The sequence below is a fragment of the Streptomyces barringtoniae genome (assembly GCF_020819595.1).
Classification (GTDB): domain Bacteria; phylum Actinomycetota; class Actinomycetes; order Streptomycetales; family Streptomycetaceae; genus Streptomyces; species Streptomyces barringtoniae.
The window spans coordinates 375143-386749 of sequence record NZ_JAJHNP010000009.1 but is presented as its reverse complement, the minus strand read 5'-3'; the positions used below and the strand labels follow the sequence as shown (position 1 = coordinate 386749).

At 69.6% G+C, this 11607-nt stretch carries 14 protein-coding genes; 6 read left to right on the top strand and 8 right to left on the bottom strand.

Translation table 11 applies throughout. The annotated features are described in order from the left end of the window. Window positions 1-258: 258 nt before the first annotated feature. From LMU33_RS19190 to LMU33_RS19175, 4 genes are all read right to left on the bottom strand, one after another. Entirely contained in the window at window positions 259-696 is a 438-nt protein-coding gene (locus tag LMU33_RS19190; protein WP_228621692.1) for an SsgA family sporulation/cell division regulator, read from the bottom strand. Between the two features lie 101 nt (window positions 697-797). Continuing rightward, on the bottom strand, window positions 798-1580 hold the full coding sequence (locus LMU33_RS19185) for an IclR family transcriptional regulator (protein ID WP_308280794.1): 783 nt from the start codon (window positions 1578-1580) through the stop codon (window positions 798-800). 428 nt (window positions 1581-2008) lie between these two features. Continuing rightward, the gene (locus LMU33_RS19180; RefSeq protein WP_228621691.1) at window positions 2009-2221 is read right to left on the bottom strand and encodes a DUF5326 family protein; all 213 of its coding nucleotides are present in this window, start codon (window positions 2219-2221) and stop codon (window positions 2009-2011) included. Window positions 2222-2385: 164 nt separating this feature from the next. Beyond that, window positions 2386-2703, bottom strand: coding sequence for a cupin domain-containing protein (locus LMU33_RS19175; protein ID WP_153540230.1), 318 nt, complete (start codon window positions 2701-2703; stop codon window positions 2386-2388). A 57-nt stretch (window positions 2704-2760) separates the two neighbouring features. On the opposite strand from LMU33_RS19175, the gene LMU33_RS19170 reads away from it, so the two are divergent. From LMU33_RS19170 to LMU33_RS19150, 5 genes are all read left to right on the top strand, one after another. Beyond that, window positions 2761-3138 carry a phage holin family protein gene (locus tag LMU33_RS19170; RefSeq protein ID WP_228621690.1) on the top strand — a complete coding sequence of 126 codons (378 nt, stop codon included), beginning with the start codon at window positions 2761-2763 and terminating at the stop codon, window positions 3136-3138. A 7-nt stretch (window positions 3139-3145) separates the two neighbouring features. Next, window positions 3146-3637, top strand: coding sequence for a low molecular weight protein-tyrosine-phosphatase (locus LMU33_RS19165; RefSeq protein ID WP_228621689.1), 492 nt, complete (start codon window positions 3146-3148; stop codon window positions 3635-3637). Further along, the gene (locus LMU33_RS19160) at window positions 3634-4791 is read left to right on the top strand and encodes a cystathionine gamma-lyase (RefSeq protein WP_228621688.1); all 1158 of its coding nucleotides are present in this window, start codon (window positions 3634-3636) and stop codon (window positions 4789-4791) included. Before LMU33_RS19165 ends, LMU33_RS19160 begins: the two co-directional genes overlap by 4 nt. 214 nt (window positions 4792-5005) lie before the next feature. Further along, a complete protein-coding gene (locus LMU33_RS19155) occupies window positions 5006-5911 on the top strand; it encodes a LysR family transcriptional regulator (protein WP_228621687.1) in 906 nt (301 codons plus the stop codon). Window positions 5912-5998: 87 nt separating this feature from the next. Beyond that, a complete protein-coding gene (locus LMU33_RS19150; RefSeq protein WP_228621686.1) occupies window positions 5999-6481 on the top strand; it encodes an NUDIX domain-containing protein in 483 nt (160 codons plus the stop codon). A gap of 5 nt (window positions 6482-6486) precedes the next feature. Here the strand turns inward: LMU33_RS19150 and LMU33_RS19145 are convergent, their stop codons facing one another. Together LMU33_RS19145 and LMU33_RS19140 are read right to left on the bottom strand one after the other, a co-directional pair. Further along, entirely contained in the window at window positions 6487-7746 is a 1260-nt protein-coding gene (locus LMU33_RS19145; RefSeq protein ID WP_228621685.1) for a globin domain-containing protein, read from the bottom strand. A gap of 321 nt (window positions 7747-8067) precedes the next feature. Further along, window positions 8068-8700, bottom strand: coding sequence for an HAD family hydrolase (locus LMU33_RS19140; RefSeq protein ID WP_228621684.1), 633 nt, complete (start codon window positions 8698-8700; stop codon window positions 8068-8070). Window positions 8701-8851: 151 nt separating this feature from the next. On the opposite strand from LMU33_RS19140, the gene LMU33_RS19135 reads away from it, so the two are divergent. After that, entirely contained in the window at window positions 8852-9718 is an 867-nt protein-coding gene (locus LMU33_RS19135; protein ID WP_228621683.1) for a GNAT family N-acetyltransferase, read from the top strand. Between the two features lie 72 nt (window positions 9719-9790). Here the strand turns inward: LMU33_RS19135 and LMU33_RS19130 are convergent, their stop codons facing one another. Both LMU33_RS19130 and LMU33_RS19125 read right to left on the bottom strand, forming a co-directional pair. Beyond that, window positions 9791-10210, bottom strand: coding sequence for a GlcG/HbpS family heme-binding protein (locus tag LMU33_RS19130; RefSeq protein WP_228621682.1), 420 nt, complete (start codon window positions 10208-10210; stop codon window positions 9791-9793). Window positions 10211-10320: 110 nt separating this feature from the next. Next, window positions 10321-11529 carry an MFS transporter gene (locus LMU33_RS19125; protein WP_228621681.1) on the bottom strand — a complete coding sequence of 403 codons (1209 nt, stop codon included), beginning with the start codon at window positions 11527-11529 and terminating at the stop codon, window positions 10321-10323. Window positions 11530-11607: the final 78 nt, after the last annotated feature.

The following is an 11607-nucleotide window of genomic DNA, read 5'->3' as shown; positions in this document are numbered from 1 at the left end:
TGTCCCGGTCACCACACTGCTCGCCGCCCTGGTGGTCTCGGCCGACCGAACCGGCCCGGGCACCCCGGCACCGGCCGGGGCACAACCCGTCCCGGCACGCGGCGGCCGGGGGCGACGCCGGAAGCGGTAGGGCGAGCAAGCCGACGCGAGCGGCAGCGAGCGAGGTCGGCCTGCCGACTCTCGGCTCCTCGTGCAGAAGCGTTCCTGCACGATTCCACGCGGCACGGCGGAGCATCCGGTGCCCCATGCCGTAACGCTTCAGCCGGCGCTCTGCTCCTCGGCCAGGATGCGGTCCAGGGCCTCTTCCAGATGGGCGTCGAAGTCGGCCAGCGCGCCCTCCTGGCCGAGCGGCACGAGCTTGTCCGTCCGGTCCAGGAAAGCCACCAGCGGCGGCGCGGAGGAACGGAACAGGGCCTGGTCACTGCCGACCTGAAGCCTGATCAGCACCTCGCCCAGCACCTCGCAGTCGGCGGGTGCGATGTGCACATCCCCTTCGCCGCACGGCCGGCCGACGCCGTCGATCAGCAGTTCGCGCCCGAACGCCCAGGTCACCGGCGCATCACCGGGCAGATGGAAGGTGAGCCGGACGGCATAGGGATCACTGGTCTCGTAGCGCAACTCCACCGGAATGCGGAAGGAGAGCTCCTCCGACACGAGAAAGCTCATCATGACTTCTGCCTGTACGGACTCGCGCATCGTCTACCCCGTCGTATGGACGTCGACTGGCCGGGACTGATCCCTCTAAACCGTGGTCAAATCTTGCTGAACGTACACAGCAGATCACAAGGAGTAAGTTTTCAGATACTGATAGAGAGGGTGAGTGCCCCCAGATGCCGCCCGATCTCCGTCTGCAGCCGACGCGCCGCGGGCAACAGCCGGTCGGCCTGATGGGCGGGCAGCGACATGGCCATCGTGGCCACCGTGGTGCCGACCGTGATCGGGACCGCCGCGCAGACCGTCCCGAGCGCGTACTCCTGACGCTCCACCACCGGCTCCATGCGCGGCATCCGGGCGAGCCGGCGCAACAGGGCGTCGTTGTCACGCACCGTGTACGGAGTGATGGGCTGCACGGGATAGCGCGCGAGGTGGTCGCGGCGGGCGTCCTCGTCCAGCTGGGAGAGCAGACACTGCCCGATGGCATGCGCGTGACCGGTCTCGCGGAAGTCGGCCCACTCCTCGACCGCCGGCGCCTCGGGGGAGTCGGAGACGCACATGACCTCGATCTCGCCGTCCCGGTACATCGCGTAGTACACCGGCACTCCGATGGAATCGCGCCAGTGCGCGAGCGTGTCCGCCACCGCGCTGCGACGTTTCTGCTGTGCTCCGCTGCTGCCCAGCCGTTCGGCCGCGTCGCCGAGGAAGAACAGCCCCTTCTCGCGCCGCAGATAGCCCTCGTGCACCAGGGTGCGCAGCAGGTGGTAGGTCGTCGGGAGGGCCAGGCCGGTCTCGCGGGCGAGTTGTTTGGCGGGGGCGCCGTACACATGTGTGGCGACGGCCTCCAGCAGGCGCATGGCGCGCTGGACGGATCCGATGAGCGTCGCGGCGGCCGGCGAGCCGGGGGCGTCGGCGGGGTGCGGCACGGGAGGGTCCGTCCGATGCGGCGGCCCGCAGACGTCCGTGCGGTGGGGCACTCCGGGGACGTCGATCGTGTGCGGCGGCCCGGAGGAGGAGGTGGGCTGCGGTTGTCCGGGGACCACGACGGAGGGCGGCCGCTGGGCGGGGGGCGCGCAGGAGCGCGGTGGGGTGGGGGGTGCGTGCGGTTCTGCCGGTGCGGTGTCAACCGTGGCCAAGGGTCACTCCCGGAGCGCGAGGGGCAGCCCGTGCAGGGGAAGAGCACGGAGGGGATCTGCGCCGCCCGCGGGGCCGCACCCCGCGGGAGTCCGGACTCTAATCGTCCGCCGCCGCCCGCAGACGGCCCCACGGGGAAACTTCCCTCGCCCGAGGGAAACCGGTGATCGCCTTGCCAGGACCGGTGATGCCGTCGCCGGTCACCAGTTCCCCGGGTCCGTCACCAGTCGCTGCGTGACGATGAGTTCGACAAGAACTTGCGCACGATGTAGATGAGCCCGCCGACCAGGGCGACGAAGACCAGCGCCTTGAAGAGCAGGCCGATCACGATGTTGAGCACCGTTACTATCAGGCCGCCGAACACGACCAGGGCGATGACCGGCACCGCGACCCACTTCACCCACCACGGCAGTCCCGCGAAGATCTCTCGCATCGCCCTCGTCCTTTGCGTTCTCGTACGTCTGAGTGCTCGTACGCCTTTTCACGTACGGCCTGGATGTTCTGCACTCGATGCTAGGGCCGGCGAGGGGTCCCGCGGGGGCCTCGCATCCCTTGTCCTCCCCTGAGCCGTCCCCTAGGGAACCCTGGGGCCCCGGCTCACGCCTCGGGCGGAGAGAAGACGACCAGAACCCTCAGGTCCTCGCTGATGTGGTGGAACTTGTGGGCGACCCCGGCCGGCACGTACACCACGCTGCCCCGCGCCACCTCGGTGGTCTCCAGTCCCACCGTGATCGACGCCCGGCCGCTGACGACGAAGTACACCTCGTCCTGGTTGTGCGGCTTCTGGGGGTCGTGTTCGCCCGCGTTGAGGGCGTACAGGCCGACGGACATGTTCCGCTCCCGCAGGAACTGAAGGTACGCCCCCTCGTTGGCGGCGCGCTCCGCCTCCAGGTCGTCCAGCCGGAATGCCTTCATCGCCGCACTCGCCCTCGCCTCTGCTCTGTTCCGATCCGGTCTGCCACGATCAGACACATGAAGAATTTCGTAGTCAAGACGATCGCCAACGCGGGCGCCCTGGCGGTCGCTGTGTGGCTGTTGGACAAGATCACCCTGACGGGTGACAGCACGGCCAAGAAGGCCGGCACGCTGATCGTCGTCGCGCTGATCTTCGGCCTGGTGAACTGGCTGGTCAAGCCGATCGTGAAGGTCCTCACCTTCCCCTTGTTCATCCTGACCCTGGGCCTGATCACCCTGGTCGTGAACGCTCTGATGCTGCTGCTGACTTCCTGGGTATGCGGCAAGCTCGACCTGAGCTTCCATGTCCAGGGCTTCTGGACGGCCGTCGTCGGCGGTCTGATCATCTCCATCGTCTCCTGGGCACTGCACGTCGTCCTGCCCGACGAGGACTGAGCGCACCATGACCTACCGCGTCTGTTTCGTGTGCACCGGCAACATCTGCCGCTCCCCGATGGCCGCATCCGTCTTCCGCGCGCGTGTGGCGGAGGCCGGCCTGGATGACCGGGTGGAGGTCGACAGCGCCGGCACCGGCGGCTGGCACGAGGGCGAGCCCGCCGACCCGCGGACCGTCGCGGTCCTCGAGGAGCACGCCTACGACAGCGACCACGTCGCGCGCCAGTTCCAGTCGTCGTGGTTCTCCCACCTCGACCTGGTGATCGCCCTCGACGCCGGTCACCTCAAGGCCCTGCGCCGCCTCGCGCCCTCCGAGGACGACGCACGCAAGGTCCGCCTGCTGCGCTCGTACGATCCCACCGCCGGTCACGACCTCGACGTGCCGGACCCGTACTACGGACAGCGGGACGGCTTCGAGGAGTGCCTCGAGATGGTCGAGGCGGCGAGCGTCGGTCTGCTCGCCGCCGTACGCGAGCAGCTGGAAGGGCGGGCCGCATGACAGACATCCCCAAGGACCGGAGCCGTACCGGCGACGGCACGCGCGCGGTACGCGCCGGACTGCCCGAACCGGTCAAGCACGAGCCGACCCTGCCCGGACCGGTGTTCGCGGCGCACTTCCACCTGCCCGGCGAGGTGACGGGCCCGTACTCGTACGGCCGTGACGACAACCCGACCTGGACGCTGCTGGAGCGGGCCATCGGCGAGCTCGAGGCGCCCGGGCGGGACGACGTCGAGACGCTGGTCTTCGCCTCCGGCATGGCGGCGATCTCCTCGGTGCTGTTCTCCCAGCTGCGCGCCGGGGACGCCGTCGTGCTGCCCTCCGACGGCTATCAGGTGCTGCCGCTGGTCCGCGCCCAGCTGGAGGCGTACGGCGTCGAGGTGCGTACCGCCCCCACCGGCGGCGACGCCCAGCTGGAGGTTCTCGACGGCGCCCGGCTGCTGTGGATCGAGTCCCCGTCGAACCCGGGGCTCGACGTGTGCGACATCCGGCGGCTGGTGCAGGCGGCCCACGCGCAGGGCGCCCTGGTGGCCGTCGACAACACCCTCGCCACCCCGCTCGGGCAGCGTCCGCTGGAGCTGGGCGCCGACTTCTCCGTGGCCAGCGGCACCAAGCAGCTCACCGGCCACGGTGACGTGCTGCTGGGCTATGTCGCCGGCCGTAACGCCGAGGCGATGGCCGCCGTACGGCGCTGGCGCAAGATCGTCGGGGCGATCTCCGGGCCCATGGAGGCCTGGCTCGCGCACCGGTCCATCGCCACGCTCCAGCTGCGCGTCGACCGGCAGAACGCCACCGCCCTCGCGGTCGCCGAGGCGCTGAGACAGCGGCCGGAGGTGTCCGGCCTGCGCTACCCCGGACTGCCCGACGACCCCTCGCACAAGACCGCCGCGCAGCAGATGCGCCGCTACGGCTGCGTGGTCTCCTTCACGCTGCCCACACGCGCGCGTGCCGAACGTTTCCTCGAGGCCCTGCGCCTGGTGGAGGACGCCACGAGCTTCGGCGGGGTGCGTTCCACGGCCGAGCGGCGGCGCCGCTGGGGCGGGGACGCGGTCCCGGAAGGCTTCATCCGTATGTCCGTCGGCGCCGAGGACCCCGAGGATCTGATCGCCGACGTGCTGCGGGCCCTGGACGAGTCGGCCGAGTCCGCCGAGTGAGCCGTGGCCGTCCGGCCGACGGTGCACGACGGTCCGAGCCTCCCCCCTCGTGGCTCGGACCGTCTTCGGTTCCTGCGCGCGAAGAACCGCGCGAACAAGGCTAGTTGACTCTCTGTCAGTGTCCAATCACGCTAGCGACAGAGACCTATCGACTTATTTATAGTTGGGGCCTGCCTGGGGGCCGGAGGGGGGCAGAGACAGGGGAGGACACGCCATGGACCTGGCCTTGCTGCGCACTTTCGTCACGGTGCACCGGGCTGGTTCCTTCACCCGCGCCGCCGCCCTCCTCGGCCTCTCCCAGCCCGCCGTCACCTCGCAGATCCGCACACTGGAACGGCAGCTCGGCAGGCCTCTCTTCCTCCGTCAGGCACGCGGAGTGACCCCGACGACCATCGGCGACGAGCTCGCGCACAAGGCCGCTCCCCATCTCGACGCCCTGGTCGAGATAGCCGAGAGCGGCCTGGACGACGAGTCCTCGCTCAGAACCCTCCACCTCGCCGGCCCGCCCGAGTTCACCGCCGAACGCGCCCTGCCCGCCCTGACGGAGCTCACCGGTGACGACGGCCAGGGATTCGCGCTCCGCGCCTCCTTCGGCACAGCGGAGGAAACGCTGGAGGGACTGGCCGCCGGACATCATGATCTGGCCATCAGCACGGCGCGTCCACGCGGGGCCCTGCTCACCGCGGCTCCGCTCTGCGACGAGGAACACGTGCTGGTCGCCGCACCTCGCTGGCTGGAGCGGATCGGTGCGGAGGCGCTGCGCCTGAAAGGGGCGCCCGCACTGGAGAATCTGCCCGTCGTCGAGGTCCACGAGTCGCTGCCCTTCGTCTCGCGCTACTGGGCCTCCGTCTTCGACTCACGCCCAGCCGCCTCGGGCACGGTCATCGTTCCGGATCTGCGCGCGGTACTCGCCTGCGCGATCGCGGGTGCCGGACTCGCGGTGCTGCCCCGCTATCTGTGTGCCTCCGCCCTCGATGACGGCACGATCTCGATGCTGCACGATCCGGCCGTACCGCCTCTGCGCACCTACTTCCTGGTGGTGCGCACCGGCACCCTCGCCATGCCTCACATCGCGCGAGCCCATGAGTGGCTTCAGCGGGCGGCCACGGCTTGGTGCTGAGACTGCCGGCACAGCCTCCACGGAAGGCGATCACAAGGTGACTCCTCGCGATGTTTCACGTGGAACCAGCCGGGCCACATTTCTCCCATGACCGTCCGACCCGTGGTCAAGCGCACCGCCCGTGCCATTCTCCTCGACGGTGACGACCTGATCCTGATCAAGCGCACCAAGCCCGGTGTCGATCCCTACTGGGTCACTCCCGGTGGTGGGGTCGAGGCCGAGGACCCCACCGTTGTGGACGCCCTGCACCGAGAGGTGTCCGAGGAACTCGGCGCCAAGATCACAGATGTGGTGCCGTGCTTCGTCGACACCGTCGAGCACATCGGCGAGGACGGCGGCGCGACCGGCGTTAAGGTGCAGCATTTCTTCGTCTGCCGGCTGGAGTCCATGGACCCGGCCCGGCGGCACGGCCCCGAAGTGGACGAACCGGCCGGTGAGTACGAGATCGTCCGCGTCCCCTTCACCCGGGTCGGCATCGCCTCCGTCCACCTGGTCCCGCTGTCGCTGCGCCACTATCTGGACGGCAACATCGAAGGTGTGCGCGCCATGCACGCTCCCGACCTCGGTTAGCGCGCTCAGTTCCCGACGACGAGCAGTTCCTCCACCGAGTCATGCCGTATGCGGCCCGACGGGATCCCGATGTCCCGGAGCGTGTCGATACCGCTGCGGATCATTCCGGGCGGGCCCGAGAGATAGGCGTCGTACTCGTTCCAGGGGCCGTACTCGCGCAGGGCATCAGGGAGCTGGATGTGGGCCAGCTGGTCGATGACCGCCCGGACGGACAGCCAGGGGTGACTCTGCTGGAGCCGGAGCATGGTGTCGATGTCGTAGAGGTCGTGGTCGGTGCGGGCGCCGTAGAACACCTCGACAGGCCGACGCGCCCCACGCTCGGCGACGTCCTCGACCAGAGCCTTGATGGGCGCTATGCCGGTGCCGCCGCCCAGGCAGAGCAGTCCGCTGTCGGTCGTATGGTCGACGGTCATGGAACCGGTCGGCGGCCCGAGGCGTATGACGTCCCCGGGCCGCGCACGGTGCACCAGCGCATTGGAGACCCAGCCGGCCGGTACGGCCTTCACATGGAACGTCAGCAGACCGTCCGAGCGGGGCGCGGACGCGAACGAGTAGTGCCGCCACACCCGTGGCCACCAGGGTGTCTCCACGCTCGTGTACTGGCCCGCGAGGAAGGGATAGGGCTGGCCGGGGCGGACGGTGAGGACCGCGACATCGGGGGTTCTGAGGTCGTGGGTGACGATCTCGGCCTGCCACCAGGCCGGGGCCCGCAGTTCGTCCGCCGCCGCGGCGTCGATCATGACCTGGGAGATCGTCGTGTACGCCCGCACCCAGGCCGCCTCGGCCTCAGGGCTCCAGACCGAGGCGGCGTACCTGCTCAACGCGCCGATCAGGCATTCCCCGACGGCCGGATAGTGTTCGGCGCGCGTCCCGTACTTGCGGTGTCCACGGCCCAGGCCCTGCAGGTAGTCGACGAGGACCGAGGTGTTGTCCAGGTGCTCGGCCGCGGTGAGCAGCGCCTTCAGCAGGCGCTCACGCTGGCTGTCCATCGCGGCCGGGAACAGTGCCCGCAGCTCGGGATGGCGGACGAAGAGCAGCGCGTAGAAGTAAGAGGTGACCTTGTCGGCGATCGGGCCTATCTCGGCCATCGTGCGGCGTATGAGGATGGCGTCCGCAGACCCCTCCTCGACGGCCGGCGCCGGCCGCTGAGCAGGCACGAGCTCTGGGCTGTCCGGCGGCGGAGCCGGCGGTGCCGAGCGCGGAGTGAACCAGCCGGACCCGCCCGACATGCCGTTCTCCCCCGACGTGGTGGTCGGAGCGTCCATGGTGTGCCTCGCCTCGAACGTTTTGCGGTCGGTCTGCGCACCCCCTCCTCGAAGGAGGTGCATGCTTTCCCCCGGCGGGCGGCCTGCCGTAGCACCCCGCAGCGTTGCATCCCGATCGGATGCCGCGGTCGCATACCCGGAAACGCGGGTCTCGCGCTTTCCGTCCCGTTAGGCTGCTTGCCCTGCTCTCGGCCCGCACGGGACCGTGGACCCCATCCCGGACGTGAACCGGGGTCGACCCTACCGGCGATCGCCGCGCACACAAGTCCCCCCTTCCTTCCTCACGAATCCAGCAAGGGCGCGAACCATGCAGTCCGACAACTACAGGGCAGGACGAACCAATTCATAGGCGTCCCACAGATCCCGCCCCGTGTAGGAGTGCGTAGCGAGTCCTGCCAGGTGGGCGTCCCCATTGACCGCCACGGAAACCGGTACGACAGCAAACAGCTCCTTGTCCGACATCGAGTCGCCGTACGCCACACAGTCCGCCCGTGCCACGCCGAACTCCTCGCAGAGCCGGTCGGCAATGGTCACCTTGGCCGCGGCACTGAGCGCCCCGGACGGATCCACGGGCTCGGTGAACGGAACGGCCGGGAAGCGGGATCCATGGGCCGCGTGAGCACCCCAGTCGAGTAGGCGTTCCACGAAGAAGGACGGCGAGAGCGACACCACCGCGCAGTATTCGCCCGCCTCTGTGATCTCCGCCCAGACCTCACGGATGCGGGCCAGCCAGGGAGCCGCCTCGAACGCGGCGCTCACATGCGCCTCGGTCAGACCGGACCACAGGTCGTACACCTGCGCCGCATACTCCGGCGGACCGATCCGCCCCTCAGCGATCGCCCGGTCCAGCGCCACGGTCTCCTCTTCCAGCCCCAACTGGCGCGAAATCTCCACCGGAGCCGTACTGCCGTGCAGCAATGTGCCGTCAAGATCGAAGAGATGAAGTCTCGCCATGGCCCCCGAGGCTAACCGGCCGCCGATGTTTCACGTGAAACACGCCCAGCTGTCCGCCGGCCGTGCATAGGACCACGACATGACCAAAAGCACGTGTGTCTGCAGGGAAACGGGTGGACGTCGAGGGTGCCGGTCGGACAGCCTGACCTGCGTGTCGACTCCTTCCCTCGCCGCTCTGCCCATCCGCCGTCTGACGCTTCGTGATCTCACCGCCTGCGCCGACTTGTCCGAGGACCGGGGGTGGCCACGGGAGGAACACAAGTGGGGATTCCTCCTCACCGCCGGAAAGGGCTTCGGTATCGACGACCCTCAGGGTGGTCTCGTCGCCGCATGTGTCGTGACGGAGTACGGCCCGTGGGGGCGTCCGGATCTCGGCGCCATCGGCATGGTCCTGGTGGCCGGACGTCATGCCCGCCAGGGCGTGGGGCGCCGCCTGATGCGCCATGTCGTGTCGAGCATGGGGACCACACCGCTCACCCTGCACGCCACGCCCAACGGCCGCCCGCTGTACGAGGAGCTGGGCTTCAAGGTGACGGGCAGGGCGGAGATGCTGAGGGGCCGCTTCACTCCCGGCGGACCGGAATCCCGCGTGTTCACCCGTGCTGCCGCCGCGGAGGATCTGCCCGCGATCCTGAGTCTCGACGAGGAGGTGTTCGGCGCCGACCGCACTCCCCTGATCACCCGTCTGCCGGCCTTCGCAGACCAGCTGCGGGTGGCCGAGGAGGACGGCCGGATCATCGGCTACACGGCCGCGTGGCCCAACATGGACACCCATGTCGTCGGTCCCCTGGTAGCCCGGGACACGGAGACTGCCAAGGCCCTGATCACCTCGCTGGCGGCCCATACGGACCGTCCTCTGCGCACCGACATCGATGTGCGCCATGAGGGACTGCTGACATGGGCGAAGGCGCGGGGGCTGGCCTCCGTGGCCTTCAACGCCGTCATGACGTATGGCATCACGGATCTCCCGGGGGACTGGACCCGCCGGTTCGCACCGCTGACCGTTGCGGCGGGCTGAGCCCTCGTACGACGAACGCCGGTCCCGCCGCGTCATGCGGCGGGACCGGCGTTGTCCCTGTGGGGTCGCGGCTCAGGCGAGCGCCTGTACGGCCGCGGTGGCGAAGCCGTGGTCCTGCTCCGGTGCACCGCCGCCGACGCCGATCGCGCCGATCAGTCGTCCGTCCCGGTGGATGGGCACTCCGCCCGCGATGAACAGCAGGGGCCGGTCGAGGGCCGTCGGCAGCGTGTGGAAGAGGCCGCCCGGCTGCACGGCCTCGACCAGGTCGGCGGTGGGGGTGTTCAGCTGGAGTGCCGTGTAGGCCTTGCGGGTGCTGGTCTCGCCGGAGATCAGCACGGCCCGGTCGTCCCGGCGGAAGGCGAGCAGGTGGCCGCCCGCGTCCAGGACGGTGACGCTGACGGTCACCCTGGCGTCCTCGGCCGCGCGGCGGGCGGTGGCGACGAGAAGTTCGGCGTCCTCGATGGACAGCGGGGCGACGGCGATGGTGCTCATGGAGGTTCTCTCCTCGGGTGTTACGGAAGGGGTGCTTGCCGTGCCGGGGACGAGGGCCCCGGCACGGAGGTCTTTGGGATGCGGGGTGAGGGCTCTGTGGTGCGAGGGACTCAGCGGTGGACCGGCGCCTGCCGATCGGCGGGCGTCCCGGAGGCGACCACGGTGCCGCGAGCGCCGTTCCGGCGCTCGAGCGCCGCCGACAGGACGGCCAGGGCCAGTGCGGCCGCGGCGAGGGCGGCGCCGACCCAGTTGGGGGCCGTGTAGCCGAAGCCGGCCGCGATCACGATGCCGCCGAGCCAGGCGGACAGCGCGTTGCCCAGGTTGAAGGCGCCGATGTTCACGGCCGACGCCAGCGTCGGGGCACCATGCGCCTGGTCGAGAACGCGCTTCTGCAGCGGCGGTACGGTCGCGAAGCCCAGAGCACCGATCAGGGCGATGGTCACGGCCGCCGCGATCTTGTTGTGCGCGGTGAGCGTGAAGACCGCCAGGACGAGGGCGAGGGCGCCCAGCGACACGTACAGCATCGGCATGAGGGCGCGGTCGGCGAACTTGCCGCCGATGAGGTTGCCGCCGACCATGCCGAGGCCGAACAGGACCAGCAGCCAGGTCACCGAGCCGTCGGCGAAGCCCGCGACGTGGGTCATCATCGGCGCGATGTACGTGATGGCCGCGAAGACGCCGCCGAAGCCGAGGACGGTCATCGCCATGGCGAGCAGGACCTGGGCGTTCTTGAAGGCGGCCAGCTCGTGCCGCAGGTGCACACCCTCGGGCCTCGGCATCTCGGGTACCAGCTTGGCGATGCCGGCGAGGCCGACGACCCCGAGCACGGCGACCACGGCGAAGGTGACGCGCCAGCCGACGTGCTGGCCGACAAGCGTGCCCAGCGGGACGCCGATGACGTTGGCGACAGTCAGGCCGGTGAACATCATGGCGATGGCGCCGGCCTTCTTGTGGGGCGCCACCAGCTCGGCCGCCACGACGGAGCCGATACCGAAGAAGGCGCCGTGGGCAAGCGAGGCGACCACGCGTCCTATCAGCATGATCGCGAAGGCGGGGGCGACCGCGGAGAGCAGGTTTCCGGCGATGAAGAGGCCCATCAGCAGCATCAGCGTGCGCTTGCGCGAGACCTTGGTGCCGAGCACGGTCATCAGGGGGGCGCCGATGACCACACCGAGCGCGTAGCCCGTCACGAGCAGGCCCGCCGTGGGGATGGAGACCCCGAAGTCGCCCGCGACTTCGGGCAGCAAGCCCATGATCACGAATTCGGTCGTTCCGATTCCGAAGGCCCCGATGGCAAGGGCCAGGAGCGCGAGAGGCATGGGGGGTACCTTCCCAAACGATTGCAGGTGCGCTTTGCGTGCGTCCACAATAGTTGCAGACGCGGGATAACCGCAACC

Bases quoted from the DNA above. Each gene is read 5' to 3' on its own strand.
- LMU33_RS19125 (WP_228621681.1), bottom strand. From the start codon at position 11,529: ATGCCTCTCGCGCTCCTGGCCCTTGCCATCGGGGCCTTCGGAATCGGA.
- LMU33_RS19190 (WP_228621692.1), bottom strand. From the start codon at position 696: ATGCGCGAGTCCGTACAGGCAGAAGTCATGATGAGCTTTCTCGTGTCG.
- LMU33_RS19140 (WP_228621684.1), bottom strand. From the start codon at position 8,700: ATGGCGAGACTTCATCTCTTCGATCTTGACGGCACATTGCTGCACGGC.
- LMU33_RS19160 (WP_228621688.1), top strand. From the start codon at position 3,634: ATGACAGACATCCCCAAGGACCGGAGCCGTACCGGCGACGGCACGCGC.
- LMU33_RS19165 (WP_228621689.1), top strand. From the start codon at position 3,146: ATGACCTACCGCGTCTGTTTCGTGTGCACCGGCAACATCTGCCGCTCC.
- LMU33_RS19170 (WP_228621690.1), top strand. From the start codon at position 2,761: ATGAAGAATTTCGTAGTCAAGACGATCGCCAACGCGGGCGCCCTGGCG.
- LMU33_RS19150 (WP_228621686.1), top strand. From the start codon at position 5,999: ATGACCGTCCGACCCGTGGTCAAGCGCACCGCCCGTGCCATTCTCCTC.
- LMU33_RS19130 (WP_228621682.1), bottom strand. From the start codon at position 10,210: ATGAGCACCATCGCCGTCGCCCCGCTGTCCATCGAGGACGCCGAACTT.
- LMU33_RS19175 (WP_153540230.1), bottom strand. From the start codon at position 2,703: ATGAAGGCATTCCGGCTGGACGACCTGGAGGCGGAGCGCGCCGCCAAC.
- LMU33_RS19155 (WP_228621687.1), top strand. From the start codon at position 5,006: ATGGACCTGGCCTTGCTGCGCACTTTCGTCACGGTGCACCGGGCTGGT.
- LMU33_RS19145 (WP_228621685.1), bottom strand. From the start codon at position 7,746: ATGGACGCTCCGACCACCACGTCGGGGGAGAACGGCATGTCGGGCGGG.
- LMU33_RS19180 (WP_228621691.1), bottom strand. From the start codon at position 2,221: ATGCGAGAGATCTTCGCGGGACTGCCGTGGTGGGTGAAGTGGGTCGCG.